This window comes from Variovorax brevis (genome assembly GCF_030317105.1).
In the GTDB taxonomy this organism is placed as follows: domain Bacteria; phylum Pseudomonadota; class Gammaproteobacteria; order Burkholderiales; family Burkholderiaceae_C; genus Variovorax; species Variovorax brevis.
The window spans coordinates 148,814-168,013 of the sequence record NZ_JASZYG010000003.1 but is presented as its reverse complement, the minus strand read 5'-3'; the positions used below and the strand labels follow the sequence as shown (position 1 = coordinate 168,013).

At 66.6% G+C, this 19,200-nt stretch carries 20 protein-coding genes; 12 read left to right on the top strand and 8 right to left on the bottom strand.

The annotated features are described in order from the left end of the window. The first annotated feature begins 113 nt into the window (after positions 1-113). Positions 114-1,280: a serine hydrolase gene (locus QTI66_RS09610; RefSeq protein WP_286559265.1), complete on the top strand. Its 1,167-nt coding sequence runs from the start codon at positions 114-116 to the stop codon at positions 1,278-1,280. A 34-nt stretch (positions 1,281-1,314) separates the two neighbouring features. Here QTI66_RS09610 and QTI66_RS09605 read toward each other — a convergent pair whose 3' ends face one another. From QTI66_RS09605 to QTI66_RS09590, 4 genes are read right to left on the bottom strand one after another with little or no spacing between them, the layout of a single operon-like run. Continuing rightward, positions 1,315-2,133 carry an IclR family transcriptional regulator gene (locus QTI66_RS09605; protein WP_286559264.1) on the bottom strand — a complete coding sequence of 273 codons (819 nt, stop codon included), beginning with the start codon at positions 2,131-2,133 and terminating at the stop codon, positions 1,315-1,317. A gap of 30 nt (positions 2,134-2,163) precedes the next feature. Further along, entirely contained in the window at positions 2,164-2,913 is a 750-nt protein-coding gene (locus QTI66_RS09600; protein ID WP_286559263.1) for an arginyltransferase, read from the bottom strand. After that, positions 2,910-3,665, bottom strand: coding sequence for a leucyl/phenylalanyl-tRNA--protein transferase (gene aat / locus QTI66_RS09595; RefSeq protein WP_286559262.1), 756 nt, complete (start codon positions 3,663-3,665; stop codon positions 2,910-2,912). The genes QTI66_RS09600 and aat overlap by 4 nt, the downstream gene beginning before the upstream one ends. 40 nt (positions 3,666-3,705) lie before the next feature. Further along, positions 3,706-5,223 (bottom strand): helicase HerA-like C-terminal domain-containing protein, encoded by a 1,518-nt coding sequence (locus tag QTI66_RS09590; protein WP_286559261.1) that lies wholly within the window; start codon positions 5,221-5,223, stop codon positions 3,706-3,708. Between the two features lie 93 nt (positions 5,224-5,316). Here QTI66_RS09590 and QTI66_RS09585 point away from each other — a divergent pair, with 93 nt between their 5' ends. The 10 genes from QTI66_RS09585 (at position 5,317) to fabG (ending at position 14,832) form a co-directional block, all read left to right on the top strand. Further along, positions 5,317-5,628 carry a phosphopantetheine-binding protein gene (locus tag QTI66_RS09585; protein WP_444814976.1) on the top strand — a complete coding sequence of 104 codons (312 nt, stop codon included), beginning with the start codon at positions 5,317-5,319 and terminating at the stop codon, positions 5,626-5,628. Positions 5,629-5,684: 56 nt separating this feature from the next. Next, positions 5,685-6,284: a COG4648 family protein gene (locus QTI66_RS09580; RefSeq protein WP_286559260.1), complete on the top strand. Its 600-nt coding sequence runs from the start codon at positions 5,685-5,687 to the stop codon at positions 6,282-6,284. Beyond that, a complete protein-coding gene (locus QTI66_RS09575) occupies positions 6,281-7,978 on the top strand; it encodes an AMP-binding protein (RefSeq protein WP_286559259.1) in 1,698 nt (565 codons plus the stop codon). Before QTI66_RS09580 ends, QTI66_RS09575 begins: the two co-directional genes overlap by 4 nt. Beyond that, on the top strand, positions 7,975-8,961 hold the full coding sequence (locus QTI66_RS09570) for a lysophospholipid acyltransferase family protein (protein WP_286559258.1): 987 nt from the start codon (positions 7,975-7,977) through the stop codon (positions 8,959-8,961). The genes QTI66_RS09575 and QTI66_RS09570 overlap by 4 nt, the downstream gene beginning before the upstream one ends. Then, complete coding sequence (locus tag QTI66_RS09565) at positions 8,933-9,541, top strand: LolA-related protein (protein ID WP_286559257.1); 609 nt, start codon at positions 8,933-8,935, stop codon at positions 9,539-9,541. The genes QTI66_RS09570 and QTI66_RS09565 overlap by 29 nt, the downstream gene beginning before the upstream one ends. Before the next feature lie 2 nt (positions 9,542-9,543). Next, positions 9,544-11,931, top strand: a complete 2,388-nt coding sequence (locus tag QTI66_RS09560) for an MMPL family transporter (protein WP_286559943.1) — start codon at positions 9,544-9,546, stop codon at positions 11,929-11,931. 42 nt (positions 11,932-11,973) lie between these two features. After that, positions 11,974-12,798, top strand: coding sequence for a polysaccharide deacetylase family protein (locus QTI66_RS09555; RefSeq protein ID WP_286559256.1), 825 nt, complete (start codon positions 11,974-11,976; stop codon positions 12,796-12,798). Between the two features lie 65 nt (positions 12,799-12,863). Next, positions 12,864-13,640 carry a class I SAM-dependent methyltransferase gene (locus QTI66_RS09550; RefSeq protein ID WP_286559255.1) on the top strand — a complete coding sequence of 259 codons (777 nt, stop codon included), beginning with the start codon at positions 12,864-12,866 and terminating at the stop codon, positions 13,638-13,640. After that, complete coding sequence (locus QTI66_RS09545; protein WP_286559254.1) at positions 13,637-14,104, top strand: hotdog family protein; 468 nt, start codon at positions 13,637-13,639, stop codon at positions 14,102-14,104. The genes QTI66_RS09550 and QTI66_RS09545 overlap by 4 nt, the downstream gene beginning before the upstream one ends. Beyond that, positions 14,101-14,832 (top strand): 3-oxoacyl-ACP reductase FabG, encoded by a 732-nt coding sequence (fabG, locus tag QTI66_RS09540; RefSeq protein ID WP_286559252.1) that lies wholly within the window; start codon positions 14,101-14,103, stop codon positions 14,830-14,832. The genes QTI66_RS09545 and fabG overlap by 4 nt, the downstream gene beginning before the upstream one ends. 121 nt (positions 14,833-14,953) lie before the next feature. Here the strand turns inward: fabG and QTI66_RS09535 are convergent, their stop codons facing one another. From QTI66_RS09535 to QTI66_RS09520, 4 genes are read right to left on the bottom strand one after another with little or no spacing between them, the layout of a single operon-like run. Continuing rightward, complete coding sequence (locus QTI66_RS09535; protein WP_286559250.1) at positions 14,954-15,730, bottom strand: glycosyltransferase family 2 protein; 777 nt, start codon at positions 15,728-15,730, stop codon at positions 14,954-14,956. Then, positions 15,697-16,494: a lysophospholipid acyltransferase family protein gene (locus tag QTI66_RS09530; protein WP_286559249.1), complete on the bottom strand. Its 798-nt coding sequence runs from the start codon at positions 16,492-16,494 to the stop codon at positions 15,697-15,699. The genes QTI66_RS09535 and QTI66_RS09530 overlap by 34 nt, the downstream gene beginning before the upstream one ends. 16 nt (positions 16,495-16,510) lie before the next feature. Next, on the bottom strand, positions 16,511-17,527 hold the full coding sequence (locus tag QTI66_RS09525) for a chorismate transformation FkbO/Hyg5 family protein (RefSeq protein WP_286559248.1): 1,017 nt from the start codon (positions 17,525-17,527) through the stop codon (positions 16,511-16,513). Positions 17,528-17,585: 58 nt separating this feature from the next. Next, entirely contained in the window at positions 17,586-18,356 is a 771-nt protein-coding gene (locus QTI66_RS09520; RefSeq protein WP_286559247.1) for a class I SAM-dependent methyltransferase, read from the bottom strand. A 118-nt stretch (positions 18,357-18,474) separates the two neighbouring features. Between QTI66_RS09520 and QTI66_RS09515 the strand changes: the two genes are divergently transcribed. After that, positions 18,475-19,200: a YebC/PmpR family DNA-binding transcriptional regulator gene (locus tag QTI66_RS09515; RefSeq protein ID WP_286559246.1), complete on the top strand. Its 726-nt coding sequence runs from the start codon at positions 18,475-18,477 to the stop codon at positions 19,198-19,200.

Here is a 19,200-nt window from a genome sequence, read left to right as displayed (position 1 = left end):
GGTGTAGTCCTTTGTATTCAATGGAAGAAGAGGATGCAAGTAACTGATATTGCGTGTATTTTTCTATTTGGATAAACTGCGGCGCTTATATGTCGCCGCCGGAGAGTTTTTAAATGCCCGAAGCCTGTCTTCGCCGAGATTCTAGCCAGCGGTTCCTGCCAGGCCTTCGCACCATCGCCGTCGCGTTCTTCGCCACGGCGATTTTGTTGTCTGGTGCACAGGCGGCCACCAAGAAGGAAGTCGCCGCCAGGAAGACGGCGGTCGCTTCAACCGCCAAGGCAAAGCCCGCCGCAGCGAAGAGTGCCAAGGCATCCAGGGACGACGACGACGCCAGGAGTGTTCGCGGTGGACGCAACGTGGTGGCCACCCTCGGCAAGCGCAACGGCAAGACCTACGTTGCCGTCCAGCGCCGCTCCGTGGTGCGCGTGGCCGAAGCGCCGCCCCGTCTTTCATTCGGCCAGATGGCCGGCCTGCACGGCAAGGACGACGTTCTTGACCTGAAGTCGAGCGTGGCACTGGTCGTCGACCAGGACACGCGCGAAGTGCTTTTCAGCAAGAACGACCACGCCGTGCTGCCGATCGCATCGATCACAAAGCTGATGACCGGCGTGCTGATCAGCGAAGCCCATTTGCCGGCTGACGAACCGATCACCATCACCGAAGAAGACGTCGACACCGAAAAGCGCAGCAGTTCGCGCCTTCGCGTGGGCACGACCCTGTCGCGTGGCGAGCTGCTCCACCTGGCGCTGATGTCGAGCGAAAACCGCGCGGCACATGCCTTGGGACGCACCTACCCCGGTGGCCTCGACACCTTCGTCAGCATGATGAACGCCAAGGCCCGGATGCTCGGCATGCGCGACACGCGCTATGTGGAGCCGACGGGGCTGTCCAGCAACAACCAGTCCAGCGCGCAAGACTTGGCGGTGCTGGTGAACTACGCCTACGCCGATCCGATGCTGCGGCAGCTCACGACCTCGCCTGAGCATCAGGTCGAAATCGGAAGCCGCGTCCTGCAGTTCAACACCACCAATCGCCTCGTGAAGAACCCCGAGTGGGACATCGGCCTGCAAAAGACCGGCTACATCTCCGAAGCAGGCCAGTGCCTGGTCATGCAGACCAAGATTGCCGGGCGCAAGCTCATCATGGTGTTCCTGGATTCCGCCGGCAAGCTGAGCCGGATTGGCGACGCCGAACGTGTTCGTCGCTGGGTTGAAGCCACGCAAATGATGGCGCCGGCTGCGAGCCACGCGCCGGTTGTCACGTCCAACGCGGCGGGTTGATCAACGGTTGCGGCCTGAGCAATCAGGCCGCAGGTCAAGCGGCTGGTGCGGCCGTACCGGACGGCGTACTGGAATTCGTCGCCTTGTAGCCGAGCGCCCCTGAAATCTCATTGGCGGTGGCCTGCAGCTTGGGCAGCCATCCGTCGTCCAGTCGATCCGCCGGTGCGGAAATCGACAAGCCCGCCACCAGCTTGCCCTGGTCGTCGTAGATGCCGGCGGCCATGCAGCGAACCCCCAACTCCAGCTCTTCGTTGTCGCGCGCGATGCCGTACTGGCGCGCCTTCGACAGCTCACGCTCCAGGTTCGGCAACTGCGTGATGCTGTTGCGGGTGTGGCCCGCGAGGCCCGTGCGCGTGGCATAGCTGCGCACACGCTGCGGATCGTCGAGCGCAAGGAACAGCTTGCCGGTGGACGTCAGGTGCAGGGGCGCCCGGCCGCCGATGGCGCGCACCACCTGCATGCCCGAACGCTCGCTGAAGGCACGCTCGATGTACACGATTTCGTCGCCCTGGCGCATGCTCAGGTTGACGGGCTGCTGCGTGACCTTGTGAAGCTCCCGCATGGGGGCCAGCGCCGCATCACGCACGTTGAGCCGTCCCTTGACGAGATTGCCCAGCTCCAGCAGGCGCATGCCCAGGCGGTAGCTGCCCGCCTCGGGGCGGTCCACGAAGCGGCCCACGGCCAAGTCGTTGAGGATGCGGTGCGTGGTGGAGGGATGCAGGCCGGTTTTCTCGCTGATTTCCTTCAGCGAGATTGCCTCTTCGCGCGAGGCCAGCACATCGATCAGCGCAAACATGCGCTCGATCACCTGGATGACGGGCGTCGCAGGAACGTCGGACTGTGTTTTTCTCATGGCTCAGCAGGTTGGGGACTGCTGGCAATTTTACTTGGTGAAATGGGATTGCGCTTGCCAGCGTCCATCGACCAGTACTTCATTGGGGGCGTAGCGGATCTTGTAGTTCATCTTCGAACTGCCCTGGATCCAGTAGCCCAGGTAGACGTGCGGCAGGCCGAGCTGGCGCGCCTGCTCGATTTGCCACAGCACGCTGAAGGTGCCGTAGGCGGCGCCGGCATCGGGTTCGTAGAAGGTGTAGACGGCGGACAGGCCATCGTTGAGCACATCCAGGATGGACACCATCTTCAGCGCGCCGGGGCTGCCGTCCGGAAGCGTCTCGCGAAACTCCACAAGACGTGAATTGACGCGGCTTTGCAGCAGGAACTGCGTGTACTGGTCGATGCTGTCGTGGTCCATGCCGCCGCCCGCGTGGCGGCCATTCTGGTAGCGCAGGTAGAGCTGGTAGTGCTCGGGCACAAAGCAGAGCTTGAGAACGCGCGCCTGCAAATCGGCGTGCCGGGCGCGCGCCCGGCGCTGGCTGCGGCTGGGCTTGAATTCATTGACCCGCACCCGCAGGGGCACGCAGGCGTGGCAGCCATCGCAATACGGGCGGTAGGTGAACATGCCGCTGCGCCGGAACCCGCTCAGCACCAGGTCCGAATACGCGTCGCTGTGAATCAGGTGACTGGGGGTGGCGACCTGCGACCTTGCAAGGCGGTCAGGCAGGTAGCTGCACGGATACGGCGCCGTTGCATAGAACTGCAGGGTCTGGAAAGGGAGGTCCTTGAGGTGCGTCACGTCGTCGGCTGGAGGGGTCGCGCAGGCAGGAGTTGAGTCCAGTATACGGGGTCAAAACGCCACGTGGGAGCTGCCAGTTGACGAGCCCGTGACACATGTGCCACGAATTGGGAGCGTGGCATTTCCGCCGCGCCCAAGCTGGCCAGATGCGCGGTGTTCTGCTGGCAATCGATCATGCCGATGCCGTGCTGGCGGCTGAAGGCGACCAGTGCCGACAAGGCGATCTTCGAGGCGTCGGGACGCAGCGCGAACATCGATTCGCCGAACACCGCCCGACCGATGTTGACGCAATACAGACCCCCCACCAGTTGCCCGTCGACCCATGTCTCCACGCTATGCGCATGGCCCGCGCGATGCAGTTCCGCGTAGGCCTCGATCATTTCAGGGACGATCCACGTGCCCGACTGGCCGGTGCGCGGCATCTTCGAGCAGGCGCCGATGATCGCCTCGAACTGGGTGTCGAAGCGCACTTCGCAGTGCGGGTCGGCCACGAAGCGGCGCAAGGTCTTGGCCATCGACCGGTGCACCCGAAAGCGCGACACGTCCAGCGTCATCCGCGGATCCGGGCTCCACCAGAGGATGGGCTGGCCCTCGCTGAACCATGGAAAAACACCGCTGCTGTAGGCCTGCAGCAGGCTCGCGACATCCAGCGCGCCGCCCGCGGCGAGCAAGCCGGGCACGGGGTCGCGCGGGCCCCAGGCGCTCGACGCCGCGGGCACGGGTTCGCCGGGTGCGAGCCAAGGGAGTTGCATGGGGTGCGGCTGGCCTGGCACGTGCAACAAGCCGGCGCGGTCAGCGCCCTTTCTTGGAGCCGAAAATACCGCCCAGCACGCCGCGGAGGATCTCGCGGCCCACGGTGGTTCCCATGGTGCGGACGGCGGACTTGGCCATGGTTTGCGCCAGTCCGTCCTTCTTGCCGCCGCGGGGGCCGGTCGTGCCGAACAGGATTTCATTGAGGTTGCCCATGATCCCGCCGCTTTCTGCCGCGGCGCCGGGTGCGCCCGGTTTGCCGGGCACGGGCGCATCGGGCGCGCTGGCCGCGCGGCCCTTGAGCGTTTCATAGGCGGATTCGCGATCCACCGCCTTTTCATAGACTCCGGCCACCAGCGACCCCGCCAGCAGCGCCTGGCGTTGAACCGGCGTGATCGGTCCGATCTGGCTCGCTGGCGGAACCACGTACACGCGCTCGGTGACGCTGGGGCGTCCTTTTTCGTCGAGGAAGCTCACCAGCGCCTCGCCCACCGCAAGCTCCGTGATCGCGGTCTCGATATCCAGTCCTGGCTTTTGCCGCATGGTCGTGGCTGTGGCCTTGACCGCCTTCTGGTCGCGCGGCGTGAAGGCACGCAGCGCGTGCTGAACGCGGTTGCCCAACTGGGCCAGCACGGAATCGGGAATGTCCAGCGGGTTCTGGGTGACGAAAAACACCCCCACGCCCTTGGAACGAACGAGCCGCACGACCAGTTCGATCCGCTCGACGAGGGCCTTGGGCGCCTCGTTGAACAGCAAATGCGCCTCGTCGAAGAAGAACACCAGCTTGGGTTTGTCCGGGTCGCCGATCTCGGGCAGGTGCTCGAACAGCTCCGACAGCAGCCACAGCAGGAAGGTCGCGTACAGGCGCGGCGAGTTCATCAGCTTGTCGGCGGTCAGGATGTTCACGACACCCTTGCCCCCGACGGTCTGCATGAAGTCGGCAATGTCGAGCATGGGCTCGCCGAAGAACTTGTCGCCGCCTTGCGTCTCGATTTGCAGCAAGCCGCGCTGGATGGCGCCGACGCTGGCGGCGCTGATGTTTCCATACTCCGTCGTGTACTGGCTGGCGTTCTCGCCCACGTGCTGAAGCATGGCGCGCAGGTCTTTCAGGTCGAGCAGCAGCATGCCGCCGTCGTCCGCGATCTTGAACACCAGGTTGAGCACGCCGGCTTGCGTTTCGTTGAGGTCCAGCATTCGGCCCAGCAGCAGGGGGCCCATGTCGGAGATGGTCGCGCGCACGGGGTGGCCCTGTTCGCCGAACACATCCCAAAGCGTGACCGGGCAGGCCAGCGGCGCGGGCAGCTCGATGCCCCGATCCTTCAGCGTGGCGGCCAATTTCTCGCCGATGTTGCCGCTCTGGCTCATGCCGGTCAGGTCGCCCTTGACGTCCGCCATGAAGACGGGAACGCCAATGCTGGACAGGCGCTCGGCCAGCGTTTGCAAGGTGACGGTCTTGCCCGTGCCCGTTGCGCCCGTGATCAGCCCATGGCGGTTGGTCAGGCCCGGCAGCAGCGAGCACTCGGTGGCGCCGTGCCTGGCAATCAGAAGTGGCTCTGCCATGGAAGGCTCCCAGGTGATTTTGAAGCGCTCAGTCTATCCAAAGCCCCTCCCTATAATTCCACAACCTATTGTGAAACGTTGCTGGAGCTTCCTTTGCCCCTGACCGCCGAGTCTTCCTTTCCCGCCGCCGGCGATGCGTCCCAACAATTGCCGCTCGAGCATGAGCTGGCCGTGCTGCTGGTCGAGGCACTGAACCTGGAGGTTGCGCCCGAGGACATCCTGCCTTCGGCGCCCTTGTATGGCGAAGGCCTGGGCCTGGACTCGATCGACATCCTGGAAGTGGCGCTGGAGGTTTCGCGCCGTTACGGATTCCAGCTTCGCTCGGACGACGAGCGCAACCAGCAGATCTTCTCGTCGCTGCGCAGCCTGGCTGCGCACGTCGCGCAGCACCGCGGCGCGCCCTGAGCGCGTCTCCTTCCGCCATGTCGCAATGGCGCCTGGCTCTGTGGATCGCGGCTGGCGTGGCCTACGCCGTCGCATCCCACTGGATGATGCTGTATCACGCGAGCGCGCCGTGGGCGCTGGTTGCGCTGTTCGCGCCGCTGTGGCTGGCCGTGCTGGGCCTTGCAGCCAGCCGCTTCGGCATGTTGGGCGGCGCGGGCGCGCTGGCGCTGGGGGGCGTGGTCATTGCCCTGGTGTCGCGGGGTGAGGTGGGCAATCCAAACCATCTTTACGTGCTGCAACATGTGGGGTTCAACGCCTTCTTTTGCGCCTGGTTCGCCAGCACGCTGCGTCCGGGGCGTCCTTCGCTGATTGGCGCGTTCGCACAGCGCATCCACCCCATGTCGCCGGACATGTGGACCTACACCGGCAAGGTCACGCGGCTTTGGGCGGTCTATTTCGCGCTGATGGTGGCGGCTTCCATCGTGGTTTACCTCATGCTTCCGTTCAGCGCCTGGTCCTTCCTTGCCAACGTGCTGACGCCGGCCTGCGTGGTGGCGCTGTTCCTGGGTGAGCATTTCGCGCGCTATCGCCTGCATCCGGAGTTCGAACGGACGCGGCTGCTGGACGTGGTGCATGCCGCGATCGGTACCGGTTCCAAGCGCACGGCGGGCCGATGAGCGAACTGAACATCCCCGGCCTGCCGCTTCTTGCGCCGCGCGATCTCGACGCGCCGCTGGCATGGCGGCACGGCGTGCCTGTCAGCGGGCGTCAATTCCTGTCGGACGTGCAGCGGCTCGCGGCGTCGCTGCCGGCGAACGGGCCTGCGGTCAACCTGTGCATGGACCGGTATCACTTTGCCGTGGGCCTTGCCAGCGCGCTGGTACGCGGCCAGGCCAGCCTGCTGCCGCCCGATGCGCGGCCTGACACCCTGGCTCGGCTGAAGGGGTCCGGCGACGGCATCTACGTCATGGCCGATGACGCGCAAGTGAATGCACCCGGATTTCCCAAAGTCGCTGTCGCCCTTGACGCGCCGGGCCACCACGAGGCGCTGCCCATTCCCCGCATCGCGGCGAACCTGCATTCAGTGAGCCTGCTCACCTCCGGTTCAACGGGGGTGCCGCAACCGCATGCCAAGACATGGGGCACGCTGGTGCGCTGCGTGGCGGCAGCCGTCAAGCGCCTGTCGGCGCTGCTGGAGCGACCGTCTCTCGAGGGGCTGACCCTGGTCGCCACGGTGCCGGTGCAACACAGCTACGGACTGGAATCGTCCGCCTTGCTGGCCCTGCTGGGCGGCGCTGCCTTCGACAGTGGCCGGCCCTTTTTTCCGGCGGACATCGCGGCTGCGCTGGCGTCGGTGCCGCGCCCGCGTGCGCTGGTGACCACGCCATTCCACCTGAAGACGCTGTTGCTGTCCGGCATCGAACTGCCCGCGGTCGACCTCATCCTCTCGGCGACGGCGCCCCTGTCGCCCCAGTTGGCCGCGCAGGCCGAGCAGGCGCTGGGCGGGCCGCTCATCGAGATCTACGGAAGCACCGAGACCGGCCAAGTGGCGACGCGACGCACCACCCGCACCGATGTGTGGGAAGCCTTTGGCGACGTCCGCGTGCGCGTCGAAACCGGGGAGGGTGGGGCCGAGCGTTTCATCTTCGAAGGCGATTTCGTGGCCGAACCCACGCCCATCGCCGACGTGTTGGAACTGGTGGACGACCAGCACTTCCGGCTGCTGGGGCGCGCCAACGACCTCATCCACGTCGCCGGGCGCCGCAGTTCGCTGGGGCATCTGAACTACCACCTCAACAGCATTCCCGGCGTCCAGGACGGCGCCTTCTGGCTGCCGGACGAAGTGGCCGACGGCGTGGTGCGCCCCGTGGCCTTCGTCGTCGCGCCGGAGGTGGCGCATGCGGACATCATCGCTGCGCTGCGACAACGGTTGGAGGCCGTGTTCGTGCCGCGTCGCATCGTGCAGGTTGCGTCATTGCCGCGCGAGGCCACCGGCAAGCTTGGCGTTCGGGCCCTGCGCGAATTCGCGCTCGCGCAACTGGCGGGCGACGGCGAGGCGCTTCGCTTTGCGCGCGAGGTGCCTGCCGACCATCCATGTTTCGAGGGCCACTTTCCCGGCCAGCCTTTGCTGCCGGGGGCTTTGATCCTGTCGGAAGTGCTGGAGGCCCTTGCCCAAGTGCCTGCGCTCGTCGCGCGCGTGGGGCGCAGCCCGCATCTGGCGGTCGCCAAGTTCCTGGCGCCGCTGCGGCCCGCCGACAGCTACACCATTGAACTGGCGCCGGACGCGGGCGGCGTGCGCTTCGAAGTGCGCCTGGGCGACGTGGTGGCTGCAAGCGGCAAGTGGACTGCCGGCGCAGGGGTGAGCCGATGAGCCGCCTGCCGATTGACTCACGCCACGCCTCCGACACCCAGGCGAGCCAGGGCGATTGGGCGCATACGCCGGAGCGCAGCAACATGCTGGCGCTGCGCTTTGTCTGCTGGCTCGCCCTGACTTTCGGGCGACGCGTGACACGGCTGGTGCTGCACCCCATCACGCTCTATTTCTTTCTTTTCTCGCCCGGACCGCGGCGGCACATCAAGCGCTACCTCACGCGCGCCATCGGGCCGCAGATGGGGTGGCGCGACGGCTATCGGCTGATTCACGCTTTCTCGTCCACCGTGCTCGACCGCGTCTACTTCCTGCGCGGCCGAATGGACCTGTTCGACTTCCAGGTCAAGGGCGTGGAGCACACCGACGCGGAGGCCATGGCCGGCCGCGGCGCCTTCCTTGTGGGTGCCCACATGGGCAGCTTCGAGGCCATCGGCGCCTGCAAGCACACGAGCGCGCACCCCGCGCAGCTGAAGCTGGCGATGCTCATGTACCCGGACAACGCGCAGCAGATCAACTCCATCCTCGGGGCGATCAGCGATCCGGAATTCCGGCCACGCATCATCGCGCTGGGGCGCCCCAATTCCATGCTGGCGCTGCGCGACTGGATGGACTCGGGCGGCCTCGCGGGGCTTCTTGTGGATCGCACCCTGCCGCGGCAAGAGGACGCCCCGGGCCAGCAGCGCGGCAACAGCGTTTCCATCGACTTCCTGGGCCATCCGGCAAGCTTCAACGATTCGCCGTTTCGCCTTGCGGCGCTCTTGCGGCGCAAGATGTTCTTCATGGTCGGCTTGTACCTCGGCGGTGCCCGCTATGAAATCCGCTTCGAGCCCCTGGCCGACTTCAGCATTACCGAAGGTGCCCACCGCGAGCCGCAGATTCGCCAAGCGCTCGAAGCCTACGTGAAGCGGCTCGAGGCGCTATGCCGCGAGCACCCGTACAACTGGTTCAACTTCCATGACTTCTGGCTCGAAGACGCTCGTTGAGCGAGGGCGTCCGGCCCTTTTGGCGGCGCTGCTTCTTCTCGGCGCCTCCACTGCGTGGGCCTTCGACATGCCGGAGCTGATGGCGCTGCTGTCGCGCCAGAAAAGCGGCGAGGCCCGCTTCACCGAGCAGCGATTCGTTCGCGGCATGGACGGGCCGCTGGAATCAAGCGGCACGCTGAGCTTCACCGCGCCCGACAAGCTCACGCGCCGCACGCTCACGCCACGCCCCGAATCCATGGTGGTGGAGGGCAACACGGTGACCTTGTCGCGCGGCGGCCGCACGCGCACCCTCACGCTCGACAGCGCGCCCGAAATGGGCGGCATGGTCGATGCGCTGCGCGGTACCTTGAGTGGCGACGGGGCGCTTTTGCAACGGCAATTTCGCAGCACGCTCAAAGGCTCGGGTGCCGATTGGACGCTGGACCTCCAGCCCGTCGATGATCGGCTTGCAGCCCAGGTGCGCAGCGTACGACTGAGCGGCCGGCAGGGCGACGTGCTGGGTGTCGAGATGGAATTCATTGGCGGCGATCGCTCGGTCATGAGCATCACGCCCGGCCGCGGTGAGGGCAAATCGCCTTGAGCATGCCAGCGACCGCCGCACTCGCCAAGCCGCGGCGCGCGCTCGTCCTGCTGATGTGGCTGGCGCTGATGGTGGTTGGTGTGACGCTGATCGCCCGAACGCATTTCAGCGCCGACCTCTCGGCCTTCCTGCCCAAGAGTCCGGATGCGCGGCAGGCGATGCTGATCGAGCAGCTGCAAAGCGGCGTGGCTTCGCGCACCCTGCTCATCGGCATCGAAGGCGGCGCGGATGCGGCGCAGCGCGCCGAGGTCTCGCGCGCGCTGGCCAAATCGATGCGCGAGAGCAAGCTGTTCGAGCAGGTTCAAAACGGCGAGACCTCCGACTGGTCGGCGGCCGGCACCTGGATCTTCGAGCACCGCTACCAGTTGGCGCCCAGCGTGACGGCGGAGCGCTTCTCCGCGGACGGCCTGCGCGACGCCATCCTCGATACCTTGTCGACCCTCGGCACGCCGGCGGGCAACCTCATCAAGCCGCTGCTCGAGCGCGATCCGACCGGTGAGACGCAACGCATCGCCGAGGGCTTGATACCCGCGAGCGCACCGCGAAGCGAGCAGGGCGTGTGGGTGTCGCGCACGGCGCCACGCGCGCTTCTGCTGGCGACGACCAGGGCGGCCGGCAGCGATCTCGATGCGCAGTCCGCGACCATGGCACGCGTGCAGCAGGGCTTCGATGCGGCAGTGAAGGGCATCCAGGCGAACCCGCCGCGCCTGCTGATGAGCGGCGCGCCGGTGTTCTCGGTGCAAAGCCGCGACAAGATCAAGAGCGAGGCGTACCACCTCGCGGCCGTCGGCGGCGTGGTGGTGGGCTGCCTGTTGTTGCTGGCCTTTGCGTCGCCGCGCGCGCTGGTCATCTCCCTGCTGCCGGTGGCCACGGGCGTGGTGGTGGGCACCTCGGCCGTCAGCCTCGTGTTCGGCCACGTGCACGGGCTCACGATGGGATTTGGCAGCACGCTCATCGGCGAGACCATCGACTACGCCATCTACTACCTCATCCAGGCGCGGCAGGCCGAGCCCGGTGCCGTGGCCGGCACTGGTTGGCAGCGCTGGCGCGTGGTGCATTGGCCCACCGTGCGGCTCGGGCTGCTGACCTCGGTGTGCGGCTTCGCGGCCCTGGTGTTCTCGGGCTTTCCGGGGCTCGCGCAGCTTGGTGTGTTCTCGATTGCCGGGCTGGTCGCCGCCGCGATGGCGACACGCTACGTGCTGCCCGTGCTCGCCCCGGATGGCGCCGCCGGTATGGGCATGCGTCGGCAAATGGCGCAGATCGCCGGCTTTGTCGTGCGCGGCCTGCCCCGGCTGCGCTGGGTGCTGATCGCACTGTGCGTTGTGTCGGCCATCCTTCTGGCATGGCAGCGAGGCCACCTGTGGCGCGCGGGACTCGGCTCCATGAGCCCCGTGCCCACGCAGGCGCAGATCCTGGATGGCGAACTGAGGGCCGACTTGGGCGCGAGCGACGCACGCACGCTGGTCATCGTCCAGGGAGCGGATGAGCAAGCGACGCTGAAGGGCGTTGAAGCTGCCAGCGCGAAGCTGGAAGCGCTGGTGGACCGGGGCGACCTGGATGGCTTCGACGCCGTCACGCGCCTGCTTCCCAGCGCGCAAGCACAGAGCGCACGAACCGCAAGCCTGCCTGATGCGGAGACGCTGCGAACGCGCCTTGTGCAGGCGACGCAAGGCCTTCCGCTGTCCGCAGCGCGCCTGGAGCCCTTCATCGCGGAAACGCAGGCCGCGCGCAAGCTGGCGCCCATCCGTCGCGCCGACTTGCAGGATGGTCCCTTGGGACCCATCGTCAACTCTTTGATGTTCGAGCGGCCGGGCGGCGGGTGGTCGTCCGTCATCTCGCTGCACACCGGCGAGAAGTTCGATCCGGCCAAGCTGCAGCAGGCACTGACCAGCCTGCCCGATGCGCAGGTCGTCGACGTGAAGGAGGAACTCGACAGCCTCTACGCGCGCTACCTGCACGAAGCCTTCGCCCAGGTGCTGTTCGGCGCCCTTGCCGTGGTGGTGCTGCTGGGTCTGTACCTGCGCTCCGCGCGCCGCCTGCTGGCCGTGTGCCAGCCGCTGGCCTTTGCCGTGTTGCTGACGCTTGGCGGACTGGCGGCGTTCCAAGCCTCGCTGGGCATTCTTCATCTGGTCGGCCTGCTGCTGGTTGTGGCCGTGGGCTCCAACTACGCGCTGTTCTTCGACCAGTTGCGGGAAACGGGGCGGGCCGACGAAGACACCCTGGCCTCCCTGCTGCTGGCGAATTTGACGACGGTGGTGTCTTTCGGCCTGATCGCCCTGTCGGACATTCCGGCGCTCTCGGCCATTGGCCGCGTGGTGGCGCCCGGCGCCTTGCTGGCGTTGCTGCTGTCAGCCGCTTTCGTGCGGCGCGCGCCGGCAGCGTCTGCGTAGTGGGAAAATCGCCAAAAGCTTCGAGACAAGAACCCAAGCCGCATGCCTGACGCCACCGCCACCATCCCTTCGTACCGACCGTTTGCGCCCTTCGTGCGGGCCAGCATTGCCTGGCATGTGCTGGCGGTCGGTACGGCCGTCCTCGTGCCGGGCGCCCTTGCGTGGGCGATTGGCGCCATCGTCCTGAACCACCTGGTCATCACCATCGCGGGCCTGACGCCGCGCAGTGCGCTGCTGGGCAAGAACATCTCGCGCCTGCCCGAAGCGGCGGCCGCCCGTGGCGAGGTCGCCATCACCATCGACGATGGACCCGACCCCGAGGTCACGCCGGTCGTGCTCGATCTGCTGGATGCGGCAGGGCAGCACGCGACGTTCTTCTGCATTGCCGATCGCGTGCAGGCGCATCCGGCACTGGCGCGCGAAATCATCGCCCGCGGCCACAGCATCCAGAACCACACGGCGCGCCACCGACATGATTTTTCGCTGCTCGGCCCGCGGGCCTATGCCGCTGAACTGGAGCAGGCACAGGAAATCATCACGCGCGTGACGGGTGTCCGGCCAGCATGTTTCCGGGCACCGGCCGGGTTTCGCAATCTCTTCCTTTCGCCCGTGCTGCATCACATGGGCCTGACCCTCGTGAGCTGGACACGGCGTGGATTCGACACGCGCGAAGCCGATGCGTCCCGCGTGCTGACGCGCCTGACGCGCGACCTGCGCGGTGGCGACATCCTGCTGTTGCACGACGGCCATGCCGCGCGCACGCCCGATGGCCGCGCGGTGATCCTGGACGTGCTGCCGCTCCTGCTCGCGCGCCTTCATCGCGATGGGCTGCGCTCGGTCACCCTGGCGCAGGCGTTGGCGACGTGAGCGCCACGCCGACACCCTCTGCCGCCGCAGGTCGCCCCGATGTTTCCAAGCGCAATGGCCTTGCCATGAACACGACGATCCTGCACCCGGACGCCCAATGGCGCAAATTGCACGAGGCCGCGACCGCGCCCTACCGCAAGGCAGGCCGATTCGCGTGGCATTTCGCGCGCGGCAAGCTGTCGCGCGACCCCGTCTTCCGGGGGCTCATCGAGCGCGGGCTCATTGCGCCAAGCCATGCACGCGTGCTGGACATCGGTTGCGGCCAAGGGATTTTTGCAAGCCTCCTGTCGGCGATGAGCAGCATGCAGGCCGGCAATGATTGGCCCGGAAGCTGGAGCCCCACGCCCGCCAAGGCGCGCTACACCGGCATCGAGTTGATGGCGCGCGACGTGGAACGCGCGGCGCGATCGGTGGGCGACTTGCCGACGGCGCCCAGCTTCGTGTGCGCGGACATGTGCAGCGCCGAGTTCACGTCCTGCGACCTCGTCGTGATCCTGGACGTCTTGCACTATGTCGATCTTCAGGCGCAGGAGCGCGTGCTACTGCGTGTTCGCGATGCACTGGCCAGGGGCCAGGCCGAGCGCGGCGACCCGACGCCCGGGCGGCTGCTGCTGCGGGTGGGCGACGCGGCGAACCGGCGCGGCTACCTGATCAGCCAATGGGTCGATCGCACCGTGACGCGTGTTCGTGGTCACCGTGTGGCGCCCACGTGGGGCCGTCCGCTCGCCGAGTGGGTCGCGATGCTGGATCGCCTTGGCTTTGCCGTGCAGAGCGTCCCGATGAGCCGGGGTACGCCCTTTGCCAACGTCCTTCTCGTGGCCGACCTGAAGCAAGACGCATGACCCCGCAGACACTTGACCGGGACGGCATCGCCGCACGCATACCGCACAGCGGTTCGATGTGCCTGCTGGATCGCCTGGAGTTGTGGAACGAAGAGCGCATCCATTGCACGACCTCCACGCACACTGCGCACGACAACCCATTGCGTACGGCCAGCGGCTTGCTGGCGCCGTGCGCTGTCGAATACGCGGCGCAGGCCATGGCGCTGCATGGCGGCCTGCTCGCAGCGGAGGGCGAAGCTGCATCCGCAGGCTTCCTGGCGAGCGTGCGCAACGTGAAGCTCGCGGTGTCGCGGCTGGATGACCTGGCGGGCCCGCTGCATGTTCACGCGCGCCGGCTGTCGGGTGATGTGCGGCAGGTGCTTTACGAGTTCCGCGTGGCCGACGCGACGGAGCGGGACCTGGTCGAAGGCCGCGCCATCGTCGTTCTCAACACGCCCATTCCTGCAGCAAAGGCAAGCCCATGACACTGTCCGGCAAACGCGCGCTCGTCACGGGTGCCAGCGGCGCACTCGGCGAGGCGATTGCGCGCCGGCTGGCGCGCGACGGCGCCATGGTGGTGCTGCATGCCAACTCGCGTCCCGAAGCGGTCGAGGCGCTCGCGGCGGCCATCGTCGCGGACGGCGGTCAGGCCCTCTGCCAGGTCTTCGATCTGCGCAGCGACGAGGCCTGTGCCAAGGCCTGCGAGGCGATGCTGGCGGCGGGGCCCATCCAGATCATTGTCAACAACGCGGGCGTGCATGACGACGCGGTGCTGCCGGGCATGCGCGCCGAGCAATGGCACAAGGTGATCGATGTGTCGCTCAATGGCTTCTTTCGCGTCACGCAACCGTTGCTGCTGCCCATGCTGCGAACGCGATGGGGTCGCATCCTCAACATCTCGTCGGTGGCTTCGCTTACCGGAAACCGCGGGCAGGTGAACTACGCAGCGGCCAAGGGCGCACTCAACAGCGCGACCAAGTCGCTGTCGCTGGAAGTGGCCTCGCGCGGCGTGACGGTCAATGCCATCGCGCCCGGCATCATCGCCTCGCCGATGGCCGACGCCGCCTTCGACAAGGCGCTGATCGACCAGATGGTGCCCGCCAAGCGGGCGGGTACGCCGCAGGAGGTTGCAGCGCTGGCCGGGTTCCTCGCGAGCTACGACGCGGCCTACATCACCGGCCAGGTGATTTCGGTCAACGGCGGCATGATCTGAGAAGGTGTAAATCTTTCTACTGCGGCCACCGATCCCGGGCCTGCGCTGCTCGCCGTACGGGTGTACGGCTGCGCTGCTCGACCCGACCTCGGCGCCCTCGCTACGAAATCTTCACACCTTCTTAGTCCTGAAACGGCGGAAGTCGCCGCAGCCGGCGCCAGATCAGCACAGGCAGTCGCAGCACGAACTCCAGCATCAGCCGCGTGTGCATCCAGGTGAGCAGGGCGTTGTCGCGCACATAGTTGAAGTGCGAGACGCCGCCTTCCTCGGCACTGAGGTACTTCACCGGTGCATCGATGTTGATGGGCTTGGTGCCGCGCCACGCAAGGCGCACGACCGCTTCGGTGTCGAAGTCGAAGCGTCGCATCCACGGTTGGCGCGCCATCACGGCAATCAGGTCGGCCACGGGATACACGCGAAAGCCGTAGAGCGAATCGCCCACACCGGCGAACAGCGTCTCCAGCTGCGTCCAGCTGTTGGATACGCGGCGCCCGCGCACGCGCAGCAGCGGGGCGCTGGCGTCGAACACGGGCTTGCCCAGCACCATCGTTTCAGGCCGGCGCAAGGACTCGGTCATGAAGCGCGGAATCAGGTCGGCCGGATGCTGGCCGTCCGAATCCATCGTCAGTGCATGCGTGAAGCCTGCATCGCGCGCCGCTTGAAGGCCGTGCAGGACGGCGGCGCCCTTGCCCTTGTTCTCCGGCAGCAGCCAGACACGAAGTCCGGGATCGTCCCGTGCGATCTGCTGAAGGCGCTCGCCCGTGCCGTCCGTGCTGCCGTCCACGACGACCCACACGGGGCTCCACTGGGCGCGTGCCGCGGCAACGGTGGAAAACAGGCGCTCGCCCGTGTTGTAGCTGGGAATCAGGACAAGGTGGGTGCGCGAGGCGTCTGGCATGCGGCGGACGCGTCGGGTGCGCGTTTTTCCATGTTTTGTCGGAAGTACTGTTCGAGCTCGCGCAGCTGTGCGTCGCTGTCCGTCGCCGGCATGAAGCGCTCACCCAGGCGCAGCTTGACGACGACGGGAAGGGGCGGCACGCGCCAGATCGGCCAGCCCTTGCCCAGGTACGGCGAGTCGGTGTCGATGAAGACGGTCTGGATCGGCGCCTGCGCCAGCTTCGAAATCAGCGTGACGCCGGGCCGGAACTTGTTGAGCTGCGGCGCGACGGTGCGCGTGCCCTCCGGAAAGATCACGAGTTGACCGCCACGGCGCAGGTCTTGCACCGAAAGCCGGATCATCGTGCGCGCCGAGTCGTTGCGGATGTAGCGCGCCAGCCGTGCGCCCGCACCCAGGAAAATGTTGCGCATCAAATCGGCCTTCATGATGCAGGCGCTGTGCGGCAGCCGCGCCACCAGCAGCAGGGCGTCGAGCATGGTCGGGTGGTTGGCGACCAGGATGAGCCCGCGTTCTTCACGCAAGACATCGAGGCAGGTGGCATCGACGACCATCATGCCGCTGGCCGATGCGATGCGCCAGAACCAGCGATAGGCGCCCGCGATGACACGGCGGCCCAGCGCGCGCCCCGTGTCTTCCGGCAGCAGCGGCTGCAGCAGCATGGCGATCAGGTTCCACACCAGCGAAATGAGGCCAAGCAGGGTCAGCAGTGCATACAGCGGCACGGCCAGGAGAATGGAGCGAAGCAGGGGGAGCAATCGGATCATCGCAAGGTGCTGCCCGTCAGTCGCGCAAGGCGCCGCTGGCAATGGCATGGGCTTCGATTTCCACGAGCAGGTCGCGGCGGCAGATGTCGGCTTCGAGGTAGATCGCGTGGCGCATGGTGTGGCTTGCAGTGCCCAATGCATTCTCCAGCACTTGCCGCACTTGCTGCGCCTGGTCTGCGTTGCGCACATACACCACGCAATCGAGTTGAGCGAGATCGAAGCGTGCGGTGGTGCGGGCGTTGGCCGATTCAATGACCGCCCGCAGGTTGCGCAGGGTCTCGCAGACCTGCTCGCGCACGTCGTCGACGTGCAGCGATTCATGGCCGACGATGCTGGCGGTGCCCGAAATGAACAGCGCCACTTTTTCTCCACCCAAGTCGGCCAGCGCGGCACGCGAAAAGATCGGCGGGCTGGGGCCGTAGTCGGGTGGATAGTGGTAGGCCGAAACCTGGCGCGGATTCTCGATGGGCAGCGGCGCATGGCGTCCTGCCAGGAAGCGCACGCACAGCTGGCCATGCTGCGTGCCCAGCATGCTGGCCGCCGGAGCGCCTTCGAGCACACCCCGGCCCGCCGCCTCGAATGCTTCTCGGCGACCGGCGTTGAACTGGCGATAGCGTTCAAGGCTCCCGCCGTCCTCCGCGTTGATCCGCGGCATGTAGTTCCACACGCGCAGCAGTTGACTGCAGCCGGTGAGGGACAGTGCGTCGAAGAGGTCGAGGTAGGCCTGCCGGATCAGCGTGGCGAGGCCTTTGGTGCCGGCGGCGGCTTCATCGATGTCGATGGCGCCGGTCATCCAGTGGCCGTCGCAACGCCAGCGCACCGCGCCGGTGATGCCCGAATCCACCTGTTCGCCCGCGTGCCAGGCGTCCACCATCTCGGCGCCGCCCAGCAGAACGCGCGCATCGACCTTGGCCAGGCTCGCCATCCGGCCGCCAGACGCGCCATAGCCCAGCGCGCCGAGCGCGGCGTGCTCGTTCGCGGCGTGGACAAGAATTCCGGCCAGCGGCATTCGCCGTACGCGCAACGCTGACATCTCCCTTGGCGCTCGCATCGTCACATGGCCCCGGCAGGGGCTTGCATCAGGCCCACGCTCATTCGGGTTTGGTGGCGGTGTATTCGGAGAACATGCCCAGTTCAAGATGCTGGCGCGCGTCGACGAAGCCCGCGGTGCGCAGGGCGTCCAGAACGGTGGCCGGCGGAATGCAGGCTTCGATGGTGTCCCAGTAGTAGCGCCAGAGTTCGGGCGAACTGTTCTTGCGCGCCACGACGCGTGCGATCACCGGCACCACGGTGCGCATGTAGGTCTTGAGGGTCGCGGTGCCCAACGAGCTTCGGGGCTTGGTGATCTCCAGGATGCACACGCGGCCGCCCGGTCGCAGCACGCGAAAGAACTCGGCAAACGAAGCCGCCACGTCGCCGATATGGCGCAGGGCATAGCCCATGCTGACGAAGTCGCAACTGCTGTCAGGCCGCGGAATCGCCTCGGCCATGCCCTGGACCAGTTCGACCTGCGGCAGATGCACCTGGCCCATCATGCCGGGGCTGGGATCCACGCCCACCAGGGAACCGGTGGGGCCGATGATGCGCAAGGCCTCGCGCGCCACCATGCCGGTGCCGATGCCCACGTCGAGCACGTCGTCGCCGCTCTCCAGGCCCGCGCGTTCCAGCGCCTGGCGGCGATACCAGGGGCCGGAACCGAAGGCCATCACGCTTTCGATGCGCTCGTAGTCTTCGGCGGTGTCGTCGAAGATCCGCGTCAGGAAAGCCCGGTGCTCGTCTTCGTCCTTGTAGTAGTCCGGCAACGGCACGTGCGGCGCCAAGGGGGGAGGGGTGCGGCTTCCTTCGGCGGGCTGTGGCGTCATCGGCGGATTATCCTTAAAAAGGGGTTTGTCAAATTCGTTGAGCGTGAGAGTAGCAGGCCGCGCCGGACAGTAAGATCTCGGTCTGCTTGGAACTTGAGAAAACACGAGAGATAGACCTATGGCCGGACATAGCAAATGGGCGAACATTCAGCATAGAAAAGGCCGTCAGGACGAAAAGCGGGGCAAGCTCTGGACCCGCGCCATCCGCGAAATCACGGTGGCTGCCCGCACCGGCGGCGGTGACCTCGGCGCCAACCCCCGGCTGCGGCTGGCGGTGGAAAAGGCCAAGGCCGTCAACCTGCCGATCGATACGATCAAGCGCAACATCGACAAGGCCACCGGCAACCTCGAAGGCGTGAACTACGAGGAAATCCGCTACGAAGGCTACGGCATCGGCGGCGCGGCCATCATTGTCGACACCATGACCGACAACCGCGTGCGCACTGTCGCAGAAGTGAGGCATGCCTTCAGCAAGCACGGCGGCAACATGGGCACGGAAGGCTCGGTGGCCTTCCAGTTCAAGCACTGCGGCCAACTGATCTTTGCGCCGGGCACGAGCGAGGACAAGGTCATGGAAGTGGCCCTCGAAGCGGGTGCCGAAGACGTCGTCACCGATGACGACGGCGCCGTCGAAGTGCTCACTGCGGTGGGCGACTTCGAAACCGTCAAGAACGCGCTCGAAGCCGCCGGCCTGAAGCCCGAAGTGGCGGAAGTGACCATGCGGCCCGAAAATACCGTCGACATCACCGGCGAAGATGCCGCGCGGATGCAAAAGCTGCTGGACGTCCTGGAAGACCTGGACGACGTGCAGGAGGTCTATCACAACGCATCCCTGGACGCATGA

Excerpts from the sequence above, each read along its gene's own strand:
- QTI66_RS09610 (WP_286559265.1), top strand. The coding sequence starts at position 114 with ATGCCCGAAGCCTGTCTTCGCCGAGATTCTAGCCAGCGGTTCCTGCCA.
- QTI66_RS09605 (WP_286559264.1), bottom strand. The coding sequence starts at position 2,133 with ATGAGAAAAACACAGTCCGACGTTCCTGCGACGCCCGTCATCCAGGTG.
- aat (WP_286559262.1), bottom strand. The coding sequence starts at position 3,665 with ATGCAACTCCCTTGGCTCGCACCCGGCGAACCCGTGCCCGCGGCGTCG.
- QTI66_RS09590 (WP_286559261.1), bottom strand. The coding sequence starts at position 5,223 with ATGGCAGAGCCACTTCTGATTGCCAGGCACGGCGCCACCGAGTGCTCG.
- QTI66_RS09575 (WP_286559259.1), top strand. The coding sequence starts at position 6,281 with ATGAGCGAACTGAACATCCCCGGCCTGCCGCTTCTTGCGCCGCGCGAT.
- QTI66_RS09570 (WP_286559258.1), top strand. The coding sequence starts at position 7,975 with ATGAGCCGCCTGCCGATTGACTCACGCCACGCCTCCGACACCCAGGCG.
- QTI66_RS09565 (WP_286559257.1), top strand. The coding sequence starts at position 8,933 with ATGACTTCTGGCTCGAAGACGCTCGTTGAGCGAGGGCGTCCGGCCCTT.
- QTI66_RS09560 (WP_286559943.1), top strand. The coding sequence starts at position 9,544 with ATGCCAGCGACCGCCGCACTCGCCAAGCCGCGGCGCGCGCTCGTCCTG.
- QTI66_RS09555 (WP_286559256.1), top strand. The coding sequence starts at position 11,974 with ATGCCTGACGCCACCGCCACCATCCCTTCGTACCGACCGTTTGCGCCC.
- QTI66_RS09550 (WP_286559255.1), top strand. The coding sequence starts at position 12,864 with ATGAACACGACGATCCTGCACCCGGACGCCCAATGGCGCAAATTGCAC.
- QTI66_RS09545 (WP_286559254.1), top strand. The coding sequence starts at position 13,637 with ATGACCCCGCAGACACTTGACCGGGACGGCATCGCCGCACGCATACCG.
- fabG (WP_286559252.1), top strand. The coding sequence starts at position 14,101 with ATGACACTGTCCGGCAAACGCGCGCTCGTCACGGGTGCCAGCGGCGCA.
- QTI66_RS09535 (WP_286559250.1), bottom strand. The coding sequence starts at position 15,730 with ATGCCAGACGCCTCGCGCACCCACCTTGTCCTGATTCCCAGCTACAAC.
- QTI66_RS09530 (WP_286559249.1), bottom strand. The coding sequence starts at position 16,494 with ATGATCCGATTGCTCCCCCTGCTTCGCTCCATTCTCCTGGCCGTGCCG.
- QTI66_RS09525 (WP_286559248.1), bottom strand. The coding sequence starts at position 17,527 with ATGTCAGCGTTGCGCGTACGGCGAATGCCGCTGGCCGGAATTCTTGTC.
- QTI66_RS09520 (WP_286559247.1), bottom strand. The coding sequence starts at position 18,356 with ATGACGCCACAGCCCGCCGAAGGAAGCCGCACCCCTCCCCCCTTGGCG.
- QTI66_RS09515 (WP_286559246.1), top strand. The coding sequence starts at position 18,475 with ATGGCCGGACATAGCAAATGGGCGAACATTCAGCATAGAAAAGGCCGT.